This is a genomic window from Pedobacter nototheniae (genome assembly GCF_032678625.1).
Taxonomy (GTDB): domain Bacteria; phylum Bacteroidota; class Bacteroidia; order Sphingobacteriales; family Sphingobacteriaceae; genus Pedobacter; species Pedobacter nototheniae_A.
This window is the reverse complement of the sequence record NZ_JAVTSO010000003.1, coordinates 1-17227: the sequence shown is the minus strand read 5'-3', so window position 1 is coordinate 17227 and position 17227 is coordinate 1. Positions and strand designations below refer to the sequence as shown.

At 35.2% G+C, this 17227-nt stretch carries 16 protein-coding genes; 7 read left to right on the top strand and 9 right to left on the bottom strand.

Going from position 1 to position 17227, the window contains the following annotated elements:
• Positions 1-112 precede the first annotated feature (112 nt).
• The 7 genes from R2Q77_RS10180 to R2Q77_RS10150 all read right to left on the bottom strand — a co-directional run bounded on the left by R2Q77_RS10180 (position 113) and on the right by R2Q77_RS10150 (position 7918).
• Positions 113-1561 (bottom strand): glyceraldehyde-3-phosphate dehydrogenase, encoded by a 1449-nt coding sequence (locus R2Q77_RS10180; protein WP_316803628.1) that lies wholly within the window; start codon positions 1559-1561, stop codon positions 113-115.
• Positions 1562-1659: 98 nt separating this feature from the next.
• The gene (locus tag R2Q77_RS10175) at positions 1660-2520 is read right to left on the bottom strand and encodes an RNA polymerase sigma factor RpoD/SigA (RefSeq protein WP_010601359.1); all 861 of its coding nucleotides are present in this window, start codon (positions 2518-2520) and stop codon (positions 1660-1662) included.
• A gap of 709 nt (positions 2521-3229) precedes the next feature.
• Positions 3230-4429 carry an ADP-forming succinate--CoA ligase subunit beta gene (sucC, locus tag R2Q77_RS10170; RefSeq protein WP_316803627.1) on the bottom strand — a complete coding sequence of 400 codons (1200 nt, stop codon included), beginning with the start codon at positions 4427-4429 and terminating at the stop codon, positions 3230-3232.
• Between the two features lie 174 nt (positions 4430-4603).
• Positions 4604-4912 (bottom strand): hypothetical protein, encoded by a 309-nt coding sequence (locus tag R2Q77_RS10165; RefSeq protein WP_316803626.1) that lies wholly within the window; start codon positions 4910-4912, stop codon positions 4604-4606.
• A gap of 131 nt (positions 4913-5043) precedes the next feature.
• Positions 5044-6612, bottom strand: coding sequence for a DUF4173 domain-containing protein (locus R2Q77_RS10160; protein WP_316803625.1), 1569 nt, complete (start codon positions 6610-6612; stop codon positions 5044-5046).
• Positions 6613-6984: 372 nt separating this feature from the next.
• Positions 6985-7281 (bottom strand): transcriptional regulator, encoded by a 297-nt coding sequence (locus R2Q77_RS10155; protein WP_316803624.1) that lies wholly within the window; start codon positions 7279-7281, stop codon positions 6985-6987.
• 1 nt (position 7282) lies between these two features.
• On the bottom strand, positions 7283-7918 hold the full coding sequence (locus tag R2Q77_RS10150) for a hypothetical protein (RefSeq protein ID WP_316803623.1): 636 nt from the start codon (positions 7916-7918) through the stop codon (positions 7283-7285).
• 317 nt (positions 7919-8235) lie between these two features.
• Here R2Q77_RS10150 and R2Q77_RS10145 point away from each other — a divergent pair, with 317 nt between their 5' ends.
• From R2Q77_RS10145 to R2Q77_RS10115, 7 genes are all read left to right on the top strand, one after another.
• On the top strand, positions 8236-8886 hold the full coding sequence (locus tag R2Q77_RS10145; RefSeq protein WP_316803622.1) for an ABC transporter ATP-binding protein: 651 nt from the start codon (positions 8236-8238) through the stop codon (positions 8884-8886).
• Positions 8887-8947: 61 nt separating this feature from the next.
• On the top strand, positions 8948-9427 hold the full coding sequence (locus R2Q77_RS10140) for a hypothetical protein (protein ID WP_316803621.1): 480 nt from the start codon (positions 8948-8950) through the stop codon (positions 9425-9427).
• A 2-nt stretch (positions 9428-9429) separates the two neighbouring features.
• Positions 9430-10038, top strand: coding sequence for an HAD family hydrolase (locus R2Q77_RS10135; RefSeq protein WP_316803620.1), 609 nt, complete (start codon positions 9430-9432; stop codon positions 10036-10038).
• 2 nt (positions 10039-10040) lie between these two features.
• Complete coding sequence (locus R2Q77_RS10130) at positions 10041-11537, top strand: S41 family peptidase (RefSeq protein ID WP_316803619.1); 1497 nt, start codon at positions 10041-10043, stop codon at positions 11535-11537.
• A gap of 145 nt (positions 11538-11682) precedes the next feature.
• Entirely contained in the window at positions 11683-11949 is a 267-nt protein-coding gene (locus R2Q77_RS10125; protein ID WP_316803618.1) for a hypothetical protein, read from the top strand.
• Positions 11950-12006: 57 nt separating this feature from the next.
• A complete protein-coding gene (gene dprA, locus R2Q77_RS10120; protein ID WP_316803617.1) occupies positions 12007-13095 on the top strand; it encodes a DNA-processing protein DprA in 1089 nt (362 codons plus the stop codon).
• Positions 13096-13248: 153 nt separating this feature from the next.
• Positions 13249-14610, top strand: coding sequence for a pyridoxal-phosphate dependent enzyme (locus R2Q77_RS10115; RefSeq protein ID WP_316803616.1), 1362 nt, complete (start codon positions 13249-13251; stop codon positions 14608-14610).
• 195 nt (positions 14611-14805) lie between these two features.
• Here R2Q77_RS10115 and murA read toward each other — a convergent pair whose 3' ends face one another.
• The gene (murA, locus tag R2Q77_RS10110; RefSeq protein WP_316803615.1) at positions 14806-16131 is read right to left on the bottom strand and encodes a UDP-N-acetylglucosamine 1-carboxyvinyltransferase; all 1326 of its coding nucleotides are present in this window, start codon (positions 16129-16131) and stop codon (positions 14806-14808) included.
• Positions 16132-16208: 77 nt separating this feature from the next.
• Entirely contained in the window at positions 16209-16901 is a 693-nt protein-coding gene (locus R2Q77_RS10105; protein WP_316803614.1) for a DUF4290 domain-containing protein, read from the bottom strand.
• Positions 16902-17227: the final 326 nt, after the last annotated feature.

The following is a 17227-nucleotide window of genomic DNA, read 5'->3' as shown; positions in this document are numbered from 1 at the left end:
GTTTCTCTCTTGCATTATAGCAGGAAATTACATTTTTTTATTGATTTATACAGGCTGGATAAATTTATACTGCTGAGGATTTTCTTCTCCCCAACAGTATAAAGTAAAAGAATTAATAATAGGTTAATCTAACAACATCACCAAGCTTTTTAGCTAACCTGATTACCTGTCGGGTATACCCATATTCATTATCATACCAGGCGTATAAAATAACGGATTTACCATCTTTAGAAATAATTGTAGCCGGTCCATCGATAATAGACGAGTGGCTGTTGCCAATCATATCTGTACTCACTAACTCGTTTGAGATGGAGAATTCTATTTGTTCAGATAAATCACCAAATAAAGAAGCCTGCTTCAATAATTCATTTACTTTTTCCTTATCCGTTTTCTTTGATAATGTTAAGTTTAAAATGGCTAACGAAACGTTTGGTGTAGGTACACGTACGGCATTTCCGGTTAATTTTCCGGCAAGATGTGGCAGTACTTTGGCCACAGCTTTATCGGCACCTGTTTCTGTAATCACCAAGTTTAAAGCGGCAGAACGACCTCTGCGGTATTTTTTATGGTAATTATCCAGCAGGTTCTGATCGTTGGTATAAGAATGTATGGTTTCGATGTGCCCTTTTTCAATTCCAAAAGCATCATCAACAATCTTTAATACCGGGGTAATGGCATTGGTGGTACAACTTGCATTAGAAAAAATAGTTTCTTTCTTAAAGTCAAATTCACTTTCATTAATGCCAGTTACAATATTAGGTACATCGCCTTTTGCCGGAGCTGTTAACAATACCTGGCTAATTCCTTTTGCTTTTAAGTGGCGTCCCAATTCTGTTCGATCTCTAAAAACACCGGTATTATCGATTAATAAAGCCGAATTTATACCATATTTGGTATAATCAACTTCTTCAGGAGTTTGTGCAGCAATTATGTAAATCATTTGTCCGTTAATAATTAACGCCTGATTTTCATAATCTTCGGTTATGGTACCTGCAAAAGTTCCGTGTACCGAATCGGTCCTTAAAAGCTCCGCTCTTTTACTCAGTTCTTCATTGCTGTACGTTCTGGTTACAATTGCTCTTAACCTCAATTGTTCGCCTTTGCCGGCCTGCGTAATCAATTCTCTGGCTGCTATTCTGCCAATTCTGCCAAATCCGAAAAGAACAACATCTTTCGGTGTTAAATTCTTTTTATCCTTACCAATGTAAGCCGATAGCTTAGTAATAATAAAATCATTGATGCTGGCGAACTTATTGTGCTCATCAAGCCATTCGGCTGTTAATCTGCCCAAATCAATTCGCGAAGGAGCAAGGTTGGAATTTAAAATTGCTTTAGCCAGCTCAAGTGTTTCATAAATAGAAATGTCTTTGCCGCTAATTGATTTTGCATACTGGTGATGTGCTAAAACCTGGCTACCGCCAACGTCGAATAAAGGCTTCCGAAATAGAAGTAATTCAATAGAACGATCGAACCAAAGTTTGCCGACAATATTGATAAGTTCAATTGCCTGCTTCTCTTTGTCAATCCAGCTCTGAAACTCAGTCTGGTATTTGTGTAACATGAAATGAATAATATGGTTAGAAATTGCCGCAAAAATAGAAAAAGATCGGCGGTATGCCGATCTTTTTCTATTTTATTTCTAAAATTATATTATTCTGGTTATCCTAAATAAGATTTTAAGATTTTGCTTCTTGATGTATGACGTAAGCGTTGTAAAGCTTTGTCTTTAATTTGTCTCACACGCTCACGTGTAAGATTAAATTTCTCACCTATTTCTTCTAATGATAATGGGTGGTTAGAACCTAAGCCAAAGAATAAAACGATGATTTCTCTTTCTCTTTCTGTTAAAGTAGATAAAGAACGTTTAATTTCTTCTGATAAAGATTCGTTAATTAAAGAACTATCCGTGTTCGGCTCATGATTTTCCAATACATCTAATAATGTATTTTCTTCACCCTGAACAAATGGAGCATCCATGGATACGTGACGGCCAGAATTGCTTAAAGTGTCAGAGATTTTATCAACAGTAGTTTCTAAAATATCTGCCAATTCTTCAGGAGAAGGCTCGCGCTCATATTCCTGCTCTAATTTAGAGAAAGCTTTACTGATTTTGCTTAACGAACCTACCTGGTTTAAAGGCAAACGTACAATACGGCTTTGCTCAGCAATTGCTTGCAAAATAGATTGACGGATCCACCAAACAGCATAAGAAATGAATTTAAAACCTTTAGTTTCATCAAAACGCTTTGCAGCTTTGATTAAACCTAAGTTTCCTTCATTAATTAAATCTCCTAAAGTTAAACCTTGATTTTGATATTGTTTTGCAACAGAAACCACGAAACGTAAATTTGTTTTGGTAAGACGCTCTAATGCTGCCTGATCACCTTCACGAATCTTTCTTGCTAAAATTACTTCTTCTTCTGCTGTTATTAAATCTACCTTTCCAATTTCATGCAAATATTTGTCTAAAGACTGACTTTCGCGATTGGTGATAGATTGCGTTATTTTGAGTTGTCTCATTTATGCTTTTTGTGTGCTCTTTAATTATTGAGTTTGCAAAGTTACGAAATTGTATAGCAATCCGAAAGGATAAAATGCTGAAAATGTTACCGTTTGCATACTTTTTTTACAGTTTTACTTACAACAAAAATCATTCCAAATACTTTTTTGTCATAATTTAAGTGATCTTAATCATATTATCTGTTTATCGTTTATTATTTATTATTTATCAATAAATATATTTCGATTTATAATAAAATATGTTTTCAGTATAAAAGATAATAATTAGAAAATTATGACTTTTATGAAAATTCTAATCTCTAAATTAAAAAACAGTGGCTTAAATAATTGAACGTTTTTGGTTAATAATATTTTTGTCATTAATGTAAGTAGACAGTGTGTCTTATTTTTAAGAATTTAGAAGTAATAGAAGTCTTAAAAATAAGAACATGTCATAATTTTTCTGTCACGCTGAGGCACGAAGCATCTGTGAGCGGATGAAGTAGATCTTCATGCTTTAGTATGAGAATGTTTTAAAAAGATTGGAAGGAAGGCAGAGGCGTGGGCTAAGCGAAAAATCTAAGTAATGAATTCAGTGTAATTTTAAATTCTGTCAGAAGAAATTACCATCAATGACAAATAATCAAATTAGAAAGGACTTGTTTAATAAAAAAAACCTTCCAGTTTGCACTGAAAGGTTTTAAAATATAATATTGTTAAGCTTGTAAGACTATGCTTGTTCAGCCAATACTTTAGTTACTAAATCAGCAGCTTCTTTTAAAGCAATTGCAGAGTAAACCTGTAATCCAGACTCATCAATTAATTTTTTAGCTTCTTCGGCATTTGTACCTTGTAAACGGCAAATAATCGGCACAGGGATATTTCCGATTTCTTTGTAAGCATCGATAACACCTTGGGCTACACGATCGCAACGAACAATACCACCAAAAATGTTGATTAAAATTGCTTTAACATTTTGATCTTTTAAAATAATGTTGAAAGCTGCTTTAACCGTTTGTGCATTTGCAGTTCCACCTACATCAAGGAAGTTAGCAGGTTCGCCACCAGCTAATTTAATGATATCCATGGTAGCCATTGCTAAACCCGCACCGTTAACCATACAACCTACGTTACCATCAAGGTTAACGAAGTTTAGGTTAGAAGCACTTGCTTCAACTTCCATTGGATCTTCTTCAGTCACATCGCGCATTGCTGCATAATCAGGGTGACGGAATAATGCATTTTCATCCAAATTAACTTTGGCATCAACTGCAATTACTTTATCGTCAGATGTTTTTAACACCGGATTGATTTCGAACATTGAAGAATCTGTAGCTTCGTAAGCTTTGTATAAAGCAGTTACAAATTTAACCATTTCTTTATGTGCAGCTCCGCTAACACCCAGGTTAAAGGCAATTTTGCGTGCCTGGAAGCCTTGTAAGCCAACCTTAGGATCAATTTCTTCTTTAAAAATTAAGTGTGGCGTATGTTCAGCAACTTCTTCAATATCCATACCACCTTCAGTACTGTACATAATGATGTTACGGCCCTTTGCACGGTCTAACAATACAGAGATGTAGAATTCTTTAGTTTCAGAAGCACCTGGATAATAAACATCCTGAGCAACTAAAATTTTGCTCACCAATTTACCTTCCGGACCGGTTTGAGGAGTAACCAATTGCATACCAATAATATCGGTAGCACGTTGTTTAACTTCTTCAAGGTTTTTGGCTAATTTAACACCACCACCTTTACCGCGACCACCAGCGTGGATTTGCGCTTTAATTACAACCCAATCAGAATTGTAATCAATTTTCAGTTGCTTAGCAGCCTCAACAGCTTGCTCAGGAGTATCGGCAACTATTCCTTCTTGAACGTTAACACCGAAACTTTTTAATATTTGTTTACCCTGGTATTCGTGAATATTCATTTGCTACAAAATTTGCCCAAAGCTACAATTCTAAAGCCTTTAAACAAATAGCAATTGCCGATTTTTTCAGAAAATGAATGTTTTGTGTTAATCCGGAATTTCGATCCAGCTTCAGGCGCATCTTTTTAATTTGTTAATCATAAATAAACAGAATTGCACTCGACTTAAATTTAATTAACTTCCTGAAAGTGGTGTTCCGAAAATGCCAACGGCGAGTTCTGTCCAAACCAGAAATAGTGTAAGTAAGATGATAACCAATAACACAGTTCTTAAAGTTGGCGTTTTTGCATATCTAATTACAAGCTCTATAGCTAAGCTTGCGCTTAATAGTAATATGCCCGCTGAGATAAAATCTATCAATGTCCAGTTTACTTCGTTTGTAAAAAACATCGCAATTAGCGGTATGCTTAAAATTGTTGCAATTACAACTAAAATGATTGTAACTCTATGTTTAGAATGATTTACGTTTTTTTGATTTTCCATAATTTTAATATTTTAAGTAATTATAGTAATAGGAGCTTGCCGCCCGATGCCATAAGCACCGGGAGAAATTAAAATCCAGCAAGAAGGGAGAGGCGAGTGGTTAATTTTGAAATACGTTGACAATCCCATGTTTATTTTTTATTCAACCCAAAATACTCGGCTGTATTCCAATCCTGCAAATTCCACGATAACCAGCCTGTTTTTTTATAACGTTCTTTAAAATATTCAATTCGGTTATCTAATATTTCTTGCAACTGATTTTCGGGCGTAGTTATAATAACTTCCTGCTGGCTTCGGTTGTTACTAACATGGGCAGTCAGGCTTTTGCGATTCTGATCCAGAGTGGGAAGTGTTTTTTCTGAAAGGGAAAGCATGTAATCCTGATCAATCGCAATACGATCCGCGTGTGAAAAGTTATATTTCACTATAAAAACATCCCAGTTTATGGTACTAAAGGCCAACAATAATATAAACCAAATGTTGCCATTTACTTTAAACAGGTAGAATAACGTTTTTTGTTTCGCAACTTTTAAATAAACGGTAGTCAAGCCAATAATACATAGAATTGCAAATACCAGCACACCAATTCTTTTGTGTGTTAAACCGTGGTATTCGATGTAATAACCATCGCGAATAAAAACTGAAATAATAAGAATCATGTTTTGAACCATCCAGGCATAAGCTAATATTTTTAACGATTTGCTTTTGCTGTAGAAATTAAGGTTGCCCCTGAAAAAATACAAGATTACAGCCATCGCCATAACAATGCTAAAAATTAAGGCGTTTGTACCCTGGTGCAAATCAGATGAAAAATTACCGGATGGTTTATAGCCAAACCAAAGTGTCGTCATATCAATGGCGTTTACACATAATAGCAGGAGGTTAAGTCCCACAAAAGAAATAACTCCAATAATGTATTCGGTTTTTAATGCTGTTTTACGTGTTGTTATGTTTCCGCTGAAAATTTGAATCAGCTCTCGCCATACGCCTGGTTTTTGTAAATGCTTCCTGATTCTCAGCAGTTGTTCTGTGCATTTGCCTTCGACATTTTCCAGGCCTTTGCTATAAAAAGTAATAAGTAGGCCGCCGGTTAAAATAATGCCTAAAAGGATGTGAAGTAGGCGGGGTAAGCTAATATCTTTGAAAATAAAACTGAAAGTATTATAGATGAAGTTGGAGATATTGGTTAAAAAGATGCCCAGGTAATTTGCAAATACATCATTGGCTGCGCTATATATGCCGGCAAAAACCACAAGGATAAGGATTGGAAGAATAATATATTTAAGCGGCCTTAATAAAAGCATTAGCTTGAAACGACCTATCTGAACAAAAGATAATTTATTTATAAAGCCGAAAGGAATGGTAATAATTTGAATTACCGCTGCTAAGATGCCTGTAAAAACTGTTCTGATGGTTGGATAATGGCTAAAACCGACAAAGAGGAGCAGGCTGATGTAGTAAGTAACTAAGGTTAAAGCAGAATTATTGATAACAACCAGCAAGGCAGCAATGAAATGAGCCAGACCATAAATTTTAAATTTGATGCCTTTATTTACCTCTTTATTAAAGTAAGTTATGGTTAAAATAAAAACACTGTAGATTAAAAGATTAAGGGCTAATCTTTCTGTCCAGAATAAATAATTAAATAAAATGCCACCTAAAAAAGCAGATAGGAGCAGGTAATTGGATTTGGTTTTCATGGTTATAAGTGGATTTAAATTGTAGGGTTTACACAAAGTGCCAGCCAGCAGTAGAAAATGCTTAAAGGAACGTTGCAAAGCATAAAAAGCATAGTTGCAACAATCTTTCGCCAATATTCTTTGTTTCTGAAACATTCGAACAGGAGTATTAAAAGGAAAGTTGAATTAAGAAGGAAAGCAAAAAATATGTATGTCAGACCTAAAGCTATTAATCCTTGAGCCTGGCTAATTAAAAAGCAGATCAGAATCAAAGTACCTATTGCTGTAGAATAAACTGCGACCTGTTTGCACAGGTAAATCATAATGGGTTCGTTTGTATTTTTCATTTTAAAAGTGCTTTGAATTTCAAAGTGAATAGTTAAAAAAAATATTCTATAATTTTTTAATCATTTTTTCAAGGGCATCTAAATGTAATTTAAAAGCCTGTTTGCCTAATTCGGTAATAGAATAGGTGGTACTGGTTTTTCGCCCGATAAAACCTTTATGCACCTTAATAAATTCAGCCTGTTCAAGCGTGTTCAGGTGAGAGGCTAAATTTCCATCAGTTAATTCAAGCATTTGTTTTAAATCGTTAAATGAAATATCGTTGTTCACAATTAACATAGACATTACGCCCAACCTGATTCTGCTATCAAATATCTTATTTAAATCTGCTATCGGATTCTTCATCTTACTTGCTTCTTTCGTATTTGAAATACATTAAAAGTCCATATACAATGTGTAGAATACCAAAACCAATGGCCCAGAAAATTAAGCCATAGCCAATGTAAAATATGCAGATCAGGCCTAATATTACTTCACACAATCCTAAATAACGAATATCACTGTAGGTGTATTTGCTGGCATTAATTAATGCCAAACCATAAAATATTAAGCAAGAAGGTGCTATAATGCTATAAGTGTTGGGGTGGTTAATTAGCAAAGCGATAATAAACAAGCCACCGGTTACTAAAGGAATGGCCAGATTGAAAAGAAGTGCTTTGGAGGTTTTATCCCAAATGGGTAGATTGTTTCTCTGGCTTTTTCGGTAAGTAAATAAAATACCACCTGCCAGGGCAACAATTAAAACAATTAAACCCAGTTTAACCAGGTTAAATTCTAAATCTATTTCGCCACCTACACCATAAGCATAACCGCGTTTATTTATAAATTTATCTATCTCATCATTAGCGAAATAGGCGCCAATAAGCGCAATAACCCCGGCAAAAACACCAGATAAACCACTTAAGGATATAAAACGGGATGAGCGGTCCATCATTTGTCTGATGTCTTTTAACGCATTCAATTGTTCCTCTGTATTGCTCATTTTAAAAGTACTTTGTTTTTCAAAGTTAAATAACAAAATGATATTTGCAAATTATTTTGTTAATAATCTACTATGCTTATGCTTTTAGTCTTTGCTTGAATGTATTTTCATTCCCATTTTTTTCAGAAAGAATCCGAAATAAATTCCGCATAACAACAGTGAAAACTTATTCTAACTGAGGTTAATCAAGCGTCTCAGGACTGGATTCGAAAAATAGGTTTTTTCAATGTTTTACTTTTGGTTTTCAAGCTTTAATTCGCTTTCCGGCTTCTGAGCTTTAGTCTTTCACCTTTAAGCTTTTTTAGTAAATTTGACCCATGCTAAAAGCCACAGGAATACGAAAATCATATGGAGATCTTTCCATTTTGAAAGGGGTAAATTTTGAAGTAGAAGAAGGAGAGATTGTAAGTATTATCGGGCCTTCTGGCGCAGGCAAAAGTACGCTATTACATATATTAGGTACACTTGATAAACCTGATGAAGGTATTGTAGAACTTAAAGGAACAACAATAAGTACATTAAATGGTAATTTGCTAAGTAATTTCCGTAACCAAAATATAGGTTTTGTTTTCCAGTTTCATCACCTCTTGCCCGAATTTAGTGCGGTTGAAAATATTTGTATTCCGGCGTTTATAGCTAAAGCAAACAAAAAACAGGCAGAATCAAGGGCTTATGAACTTTTAGATTTATTTGGCTTAAAGGATCGTGCTGACCACAAACCGAACCAGCTTTCGGGGGGAGAACAACAGCGTGTGGCGATTGCAAGAGCATTGATTAATAAACCTTCGATTGTATTGGCAGATGAACCTTCGGGCAATCTTGATTCAGAAAACGCAGCTGCATTGCATCAGTTATTCGTAAGTTTGAGGGATAATTTTAAGCAAACTTTCGTAATTGTGACCCACAATGAACACCTGGCCAAAACAAGCGATCGGGTGGTAAGCATGAAAGACGGATTAATTGTATAGTATAAGGCTTCGGACAGCTAAGATTTAATTTCATTCACTCATTCAAATTCATCCATTTACTTTGAAAATACTGATTACTGGCGGTAACAATGCCAAAACACTAAAACTATTAAAAGCTTTTCCTAATCATTTTGTATTGCTGGCAGATTATGGTGATGTTCCTGGAATTTTAACTGAAGAATATGGTTTTGCTTCTTTGGGCGCGCTTAACAAAGAAAGTATCGCACACATTTTATTAAATTTCTGCATCACAGAATCTATCGATTCGATTATCCCGCTCCACGATTATGAAATTGAGCCTTTGGCAAAATCGGCCGTTTTATTTGGCGAATATGGCATTCAGGTCCTTTTGCCTTCTCTTGAAAAACTGGATGATTTTACAAACAAAGAGGCTGTAAAATATGGTGATTTAGCCGTTTTTATTCATGGCGATCTAATCTTTACAACCAACAAAATTATGCCTGAAAATATACAGTCAGACTTAAATGGAATATTTGGTTTTAATAGCGATACTAAAAATTTTAAACTATTTACGATTTAAATATGGATGGATATCAATATGCAGAGGATAAAAAAATTATCATATTTGAACTGGATGATGTGCTTTTTCCTTCAAAAGATTATTTATTGCAGGTTTATTACCTCTTTGCTCAATTTATAGAATATACAGAGCAGAAAAATGCAGGTGAAATTATATCATTTATGCGTTTGGCTTATGAAAATGAAGGTGAGGAAGGGGTTTTTGAAAAAACAGCAGCTAAGTTTGATCTCGATAAAACTTATCGCAATAATTTTGATTTACTTCATCAAAATGCCAGGCTACCATTAAAACTCCTTTTGTACAAAAATATGCTGGAGTTTTTGCAGGAACTTGTTATAGAGCGAAAGAAAATTTTTATTGTAACCCGTGGGAATCCTGAAGAACAGCTCAATAAAATAAAACAAACCGAGTGGAACGGATTAGAACAGTATTTAACGGTTTTCTTTGCCGATGAGTTAAATTTACCGAAATCTCAAATATTTGGAAGCATATTGAGTAGCAATAATTTAACTGAAAAAGAGGTATTGATTGTTGGTGCAAATAATTTAGATGAGCAACAATCTAAATTAATTAATTTGCCGTATATTGTGTCACAAGAAATTTACAGGTAAATATGTTTAGAAAATCTATTGCACAAAAGATTTATTTGTGCGCTTTAGTTGTCATTCTGGGTTTTGCATCATCATGTAAGAAAAATAACAGTCAGCCGGAGGATAATAATCCGGCAACTCCCGAAACCAATAACCTTCAAACACCAACAACGGATAGAAACCTTTTGACAAGGGATTCTATTTTCCTGTATGCCAAGCAAACTTACTTTTGGAATATTGGCATGCCCTCTTACGATAATTTTAATCCCCGTCAATACAGTTCCAATGAAAATGTTGTAACCGCTATCCGTGCTTTACAAAGCAACGGTAAAAAGGATAAATATTCTTTTATCGATGATGGTGCTGTTGCCGGACAACTGAGCGGAGTAAGTGGCGATTATGGTTTTTCTGCTAATTTTGATAACGATGATGTTTTAAGGATAAAGTTTGTTTACGCAGGATCTCCGGCGGATAAACAAAATGTAAAAAGAGGCTACAGGATTACAAAAGTTAACGGAAGCACTAATGTTTCAAGAGATAAGGGCAATCTTGATTTTTTAAACGGAGCTATTTTCGGATCAAATCCTTCTGTATCCCTAACACTTTTGCCTACGGGCGGTACTGCATTCGATGTAACAATAACCCGTGAAAGCTATGCCATTAATCCGGTATTGTTTGCCAAAACCTATACGGTAGGTTCAGGTAAAATAGGTTATATTGTTTTTAACAGCTTTACAACAAATGCATTACCTAAGTTAGATGCAGCATTTAAAACATTTGCCAAAGATGGAATTACTGAACTGGTTGTTGATTTACGCTACAACGGCGGCGGTTCGGTGGCTACAGCAAATGCTTTTACAAATCTGATTGCCCCGCCTGCCCAAAACGGAAAGGTAATGTATACCACCTACTTTAATCAAACAATGCAGGATGGAAAAGCTACGATTTTAGAAAACCAAAAGTTTTATTACCAGGGTACAATGTATTCTATGTTCGATAATTCTTACAAACCTACGCAAGCTGCAGGCAACCAGGAGTTGTTTAAAAAACGCGGTGAAGTAAATAATTTAGCCAGAGTTTATTTTCTGGTAACAAATAATACAGCTTCAGCCAGCGAGCTGTTGATTAATAATTTAAAACCGGTAATGGATGTGAAGTTAATTGGCAGTACTACTTATGGTAAACCTGTTGGGTTTTTCTCCATTCGCATTAATAAAAGTGATTTATATATTCCACAGTTTCAAACCAAAAATTCAGTTAATTTTGGTGATTATTTTAATGGAATGGCTGTTGATAAAACAGTTGTTGATGATCTTTCTGTAGATTTTGGAGATACCAATGAAAACTTATTAGCACAGGCACTTTATTACAGTGTAAACAGTAAGTTTTCCGTTATTCAGAATAACAACAAGTTAGGGAGTAAATCAGGTGTATCAAATGCCCAGTTAACAGGTATTGAATTAGCTGATCATGAATTTAAAGGTATGGTAGAAACCAGTTTGCCTAATCTTAAAAAGTAAGTTATTCATAAACAGATATTAGCCCGGATAGAAAAAATGTCCGGGTTTTTTTGTTGTATAAATTTTACAATTTAAAGTATTTAAAAGTTGTATAACTTATTAAAATTTGATAAGCTTGTTTAACATTAATCGTTAAAGAGACACCATGCCAGTAGAATTAATAGAGAAAGAGCACATCAGTTATTTGAATATTATAAACGCCAAAGAAGATCATTCAGAAGAATTTAAAGATAAATTAGCAACAGTAGAAAGGTTAGGCAACGAGTTTAAAGGCAAAGCTGTTATAACCTTTAATACCACAATAGGACCAAAACGGGTAGATACTACAGTTTGGGCCGTATCAGAAAAATATATCCAGTTAAAAAACAATATCCATATTCCACTTAAAAGCTTAATCGATATCGATTTTTAAGTGGTTATTAAGGCAATAAATCATCCCATGCATTTATTTACCTTAACTTAAAAATTGATGAGTACGCTCCACAAAATTGCATTAACTTTTATAAAAAGTGTTGGTCAGGCTACAGCTAAAAATTTACTGGCTTATTGCGGCAGTGCCGAAAATGTATTTTCGGCAACCAAAAAGCAATTGCTGCAAATACCTGGGATAGGAGAAAAAACTGTAGAAGCAATTTTAGGAACAAATGCACTGGAAAGGGCAGAGGCAGAGCTTAAATTTGTGGAGAAACATGGCATTGAAGTTTTATTTTTTTCGGATGAAAATTACCCTAAACGGCTAAAAAACTGCATTGATTCGCCAATTCTTTTGTATTTTAAAGGTAAAGCAAATTTAAACCATCAACGTATTGTTAGTGTTGTGGGTACTCGCAACGCAACGCCTTATGGTAAAGCTTTATGCCAGCAATTGATCGAGATTTTAGAACCTTACCATGTATTGGTTATAAGCGGACTTGCTTATGGTATTGATATTGCCGTGCACAAAGAGTGTGTTAATGCTAAAGTACCTACGGTTGGTGTTTTAGGACATGGTTTAGACCGTTTATACCCCAAAATTCATAAAAGTATTGCCCAAAATATGGTGCTTAACGGTGGTTTGCTTACAGAGTTTCCTATACTCACCAATCCCGATCGGCAGAATTTTCCTCAAAGAAACCGCATTATTGCAGGCATAGCAGATGTAACGGTTATTGTTGAGGCATCAATAAAGGGTGGCGCCTTAATTACTGCAGAAATTGCAAATTCCTATAATAAAGATGTTTATGCTTTTCCTGGCCGAACAAATGATCCATTTTCAGAAGGGTGTAATTTTTTAATTAAAACAAACAGAGCGGGGCTGATTAACCATGCAAAAGATTTAATCTATTACCTGGGCTGGGATGATCAGGTGGTGGAAAAAAAGCCTCAAACTGTTTTACAGCTCGACTTAACCGTTAATGAACAAAAGGTTGTTGATGCCTTGTTGAAAGGGCAACGCGCAATAGATGAACTTTCGGTTGAATTAAATATACCGCAAAGTAAACTGGCAATAGTGATTTTAACTTTAGAGATGCAAGGTATAATTGTTTCGCTACCAGGCAAAATTTATAAAATTGCATAACCCAAAAATTGATTTTGCCCAATAAACAATCTATAATGCCTATCATTATAATAGATTATGAAATTTTATTTTTTTTATTCTATTTTTTCAAAATTATGTTTCAAATAAATATTAGTTTATAAAATACTTAATGCCATTGCTTAATTTTGTGGCATGTGGTATAATAATATTTTAGAAACCATTGGCAACACGCCTTTGGTAAAATTAAATACAATAACGAAATCGATTCCTGCTACAATCTTAGCTAAAATTGAAACAACCAATCCTGGTAATTCTATTAAAGACCGTATGGCTGTTAAAATGATTGAAGATGCAGAGAAGAGTGGAAAATTAAAGCCAGGAGGTACCATTATTGAAGGAACATCCGGAAATACCGGTATGGGCCTTGCAATGGCTGCCATTATAAAAGGCTATAAATGTATTTTTACTACAACAGATAAACAATCAAAAGAAAAGGTTGATGCTTTACGTGCTTTTGGTGCAGAGGTAATTGTTTGCCCAACCAATGTAGAGCCTGAAGATCCACGTTCATATTATTCTGTTTCTTCTCGCTTAGAGCGTGAAGTGCCAAATTCCTGGAAACCTAATCAATATGATAACTTGGCGAATTCGCAGGCACACTATGAGCAAACCGGCCCAGAAATATGGAAACAGACTGAAGGTAAAATTACCCATTTAGTAGTTGGGGTAGGTACGGGTGGTACCATTTCGGGAACAGGAAAATATTTAAAAGAGCAAAATCCGAATATCCAGATTTGGGGAATTGATACCTATGGATCGGTTTTCAAAAAATATAAAGAAACAGGGATTTTTGATAAAGATGAAATATATCCTTACATCACTGAAGGGATTGGCGAAGATTTTTTACCCGCCAATGTTAATTTTGATGTAATCGATTTATTTGAAAAAGTAACCGATAAGGACGCTGCCTTAATGACCCGCGATATTGCCCGCAAAGAGGGAATATTTGTAGGGAACTCTGCCGGAGCGGCAATTGCCGGATTGCTTCAACTAAAAGAGAAGCTAAAGCCTGAAGATGTTGTTGTCGTAATTTTTCATGACCATGGAAGCCGCTACATGGGGAAAATGTACAATGAAGACTGGTTGCGTGAGCGAGGATTTTTACAGGATGAAAAACTGACTGCAAAGTCTATTTTAGCTAAAAAGGATACCACAGAAATTGTTACTCTTAATGCACAAAAGACAGTTTTGGAGGCAATTAATACCATCAAATCGATGAATATATCGCAAATTCCGGTTACCCAGCAGGGCATGATTGTTGGTAAAATTGCGGAAAGTGATATTTTAACGGCTTTATTGGAAAACCCGGGTTTAAAATCAGCACCCGTTGCTGAGATAATGACGGCAACTTTTCCTTTCGTTGATTTAAATACTTCTATTGATAAAATATCTTCAATGATTAACAAGGAAAATTCAGCTGTTTTGGTTGAAGCTGAATCTGGTAAAATCGAAATTATTACACAGTATGATATTATTAACGCCATTTCGGGATAATTGCAAATAACAACTATTCCAAGCTGGAGGTTTAGATTGCATCAGAACAAAGCAATCTATTCGTCAAATGCAAAAGTTTAGTAATCCGATTATTGCAAGTAAAAAATATAAAAATGCCCGGGTAAATTTTTACCCGGGCATTTTTTATTGTTCTGACAGTTGATTTATCTAAATCTTACTATTGTTTTTGAACATTTAGTGGCCTGGTGCATCAGCGTTTACACGCTTAATTTGCGCACCTAATGCACGTAAACGCGTATCAATATCCTGATAACCACGTTCAATTTGTTCTATATTGTAAATGGTCGATTTGCCCTCTGCAGACAATGCAGCAATTAATAAAGAAACTCCGGCCCTGATATCAGGAGAGGTCATGCTGATGCCGCGAAGTTTATATTTTTTATCGATACCGTTAACTGTTGCACGGTGTGGATCACAAAGAATAATTTGCGCACCCATATCAATGAGTTTATCCACAAAGAATAAACGGCTTTCAAACATTTTCTGATGGATTAACACATTTCCTTTTGCTTGTGTGGCCACAACCAGAACAATGCTCAATAAGTCGGGCGTAAAGCCAGGCCATGGCGAATCTGCAATGGTTAAAATAGAACCATCAATAAAGGTGTCAATTTCATAATGTTTTTGTGATGGCACGTAAATGTCATCACCCCTGCGTTCTAACTTAATCCCCAGTTTTTTAAAAACTTCAGGAATTACACCAAGCTCATCATAGCAAACATTTTTGATCGTAATTTCCGATTCAGTCATGGCAGCCAGGCCAATAAAAGATCCGATCTCGATCATATCTGGTAACATTCTATGTTCGGTACCACCTAAAACTTTTACGCCTTCAATGGTTAATAAATTAGATCCAATCCCCGAAATTTTTGCACCCATGCGGTTAAGCATTTTGCACAGTTGCTGCAAATAAGGCTCGCAGGCGGCATTATAAATAGTAGTTGTACCTTTTGCCAACACAGCAGCCATAACAATATTAGCTGTTCCCGTTACTGATGCTTCATCCAATAAAATATAAGCACCTTGTAAATTGGTTGCATCTACATTAAAAAACGCTTTTTTGCTATCGTAAACAAATTTAGCGCCTAACTTTTCGAAACCAATAAAATGTGTATCCAACCTTCTGCGGCCAATTTTATCTCCGCCTGGTTTTGGTATTGCCGCCCTGCCAAAGCGCGCTAACAACGGACCTACAATCATAATTGATCCACGTAGGCCACCACCTTTAGCTTTAAAAGTTTCAGATTCAAAAAAGTTTAAATCGATGTTTTTGGCTTCAAAAGTATAGGTGTCTTTATCAATGCGTTCAACAATAACACCAAGATCACCCAATAATTCAATCAGTTTATTTACATCTTTAATATCAGGAATGTTGCTGATCGTTACCTTTTTTTCTGTAAGCAATACAGCTGATAAAATTTGTAAAGCTTCATTTTTGGCGCCTTGGGGAGTAATTTCGCCTTTTAATTTAATTCCGCCTGTTATTTCAAATGCGTTCATATATTTTTTAAGTAAATGTCCGTCTGTTTTATCGAAGATTGCATTTCAACAAGTTCAACAGGACAATTAAAAATTTATTAATATTTAGGTTTATTGTTGTTGTTTGGTCTGCGGTTGTTGTTATTATTGTTGTTCTGACGGTTTTTACCGTTGTTGTTGTTGTTATTGTTGTTTCTACCGCGGTTATTATTGTTGTTGTTCTGACGTGGGTTTTGTTGTCTGAATTCGACCTTAGCTAAATTTACATTTTCTTCCAAACGTAAAAGTCCCCCCGATAAATCATGCAAATCCTTTAAAATGGTTTCGTCTGATACATTGTCCTTATTCCAGGTAACATAAGCCATTTTCATAAAGTTGGCAATTCCCTGTACCATTGCTTTCTTTTGCTCTGGATTTTCTTCGCGCATGGCTTTTTCAATCAGTGTTTCAACCGTTTTACCATAATGTTTATAGGTAATTCTTTGCTGCGGATAACCGATATGTGCTGGCTTAACGTATGCGTTTTCAATTAAAGGCTTTGGATAAGGGCTATCCACATCAATCTGATAGCCGGAGATGATGTGTAAGTGATCCCAAAGTTTGTGCTTAAAATCGGCCACATCACGTAAATGAGGTTGTAAAAAGCCCATTAGGTCGATCACGGCCTGTGCATATTTATTACGTTCTTCAATGGTGGGTAATTCGCAAATATACTTCACCATGTTTTGTACATTACGGCCATATTCTGATAAAATCAGGTGGCTGCGTGTAGTGTTATAATCAAAATTCATGTATGGATAAATTAATAGATAATGAATCCGGCGATACGAATTATGAAATAACCAGAGGAGTTTAGGTTATGAATTCACCGAAATGTCTATTGCCAGATTTCGTTTTTGTATGTTCAAAGATAAAGAAATATTTGAATATGTATAATCTTAATCTTTATTGCCTGGAAACTGTGTTGTAAAGATTGCTTCAGCCAATAAAAAATTGCCTTCGCAATGACGGGTTGCTGTAACCTATTTGGAGATTTCGTCCTTGCGAGTGTAGGAAGCAAACTTTGTTGTAGGGAAACTATGTTGTAAAGATTGCTTCAGTAAATAAAAAATTGCCA

Bases quoted from the DNA above. Each gene is read 5' to 3' on its own strand.
- R2Q77_RS10165 (WP_316803626.1), bottom strand. From the start codon at position 4,912: ATGGAAAATCAAAAAAACGTAAATCATTCTAAACATAGAGTTACAATC.
- murA (WP_316803615.1), bottom strand. From the start codon at position 16,131: ATGAACGCATTTGAAATAACAGGCGGAATTAAATTAAAAGGCGAAATT.
- R2Q77_RS10135 (WP_316803620.1), top strand. From the start codon at position 9,430: ATGGATGGATATCAATATGCAGAGGATAAAAAAATTATCATATTTGAA.
- R2Q77_RS10180 (WP_316803628.1), bottom strand. From the start codon at position 1,561: ATGTTACACAAATACCAGACTGAGTTTCAGAGCTGGATTGACAAAGAG.
- R2Q77_RS10175 (WP_010601359.1), bottom strand. From the start codon at position 2,520: ATGAGACAACTCAAAATAACGCAATCTATCACCAATCGCGAAAGTCAG.
- R2Q77_RS10155 (WP_316803624.1), bottom strand. From the start codon at position 7,281: ATGAAGAATCCGATAGCAGATTTAAATAAGATATTTGATAGCAGAATC.
- R2Q77_RS10160 (WP_316803625.1), bottom strand. From the start codon at position 6,612: ATGAAAACCAAATCCAATTACCTGCTCCTATCTGCTTTTTTAGGTGGC.
- R2Q77_RS10125 (WP_316803618.1), top strand. From the start codon at position 11,683: ATGCCAGTAGAATTAATAGAGAAAGAGCACATCAGTTATTTGAATATT.
- R2Q77_RS10115 (WP_316803616.1), top strand. From the start codon at position 13,249: ATGTGGTATAATAATATTTTAGAAACCATTGGCAACACGCCTTTGGTA.
- R2Q77_RS10145 (WP_316803622.1), top strand. From the start codon at position 8,236: ATGCTAAAAGCCACAGGAATACGAAAATCATATGGAGATCTTTCCATT.
- R2Q77_RS10105 (WP_316803614.1), bottom strand. From the start codon at position 16,901: ATGAATTTTGATTATAACACTACACGCAGCCACCTGATTTTATCAGAA.
- sucC (WP_316803627.1), bottom strand. From the start codon at position 4,429: ATGAATATTCACGAATACCAGGGTAAACAAATATTAAAAAGTTTCGGT.
- R2Q77_RS10130 (WP_316803619.1), top strand. From the start codon at position 10,041: ATGTTTAGAAAATCTATTGCACAAAAGATTTATTTGTGCGCTTTAGTT.
- R2Q77_RS10150 (WP_316803623.1), bottom strand. From the start codon at position 7,918: ATGAGCAATACAGAGGAACAATTGAATGCGTTAAAAGACATCAGACAA.
- dprA (WP_316803617.1), top strand. From the start codon at position 12,007: ATGAGTACGCTCCACAAAATTGCATTAACTTTTATAAAAAGTGTTGGT.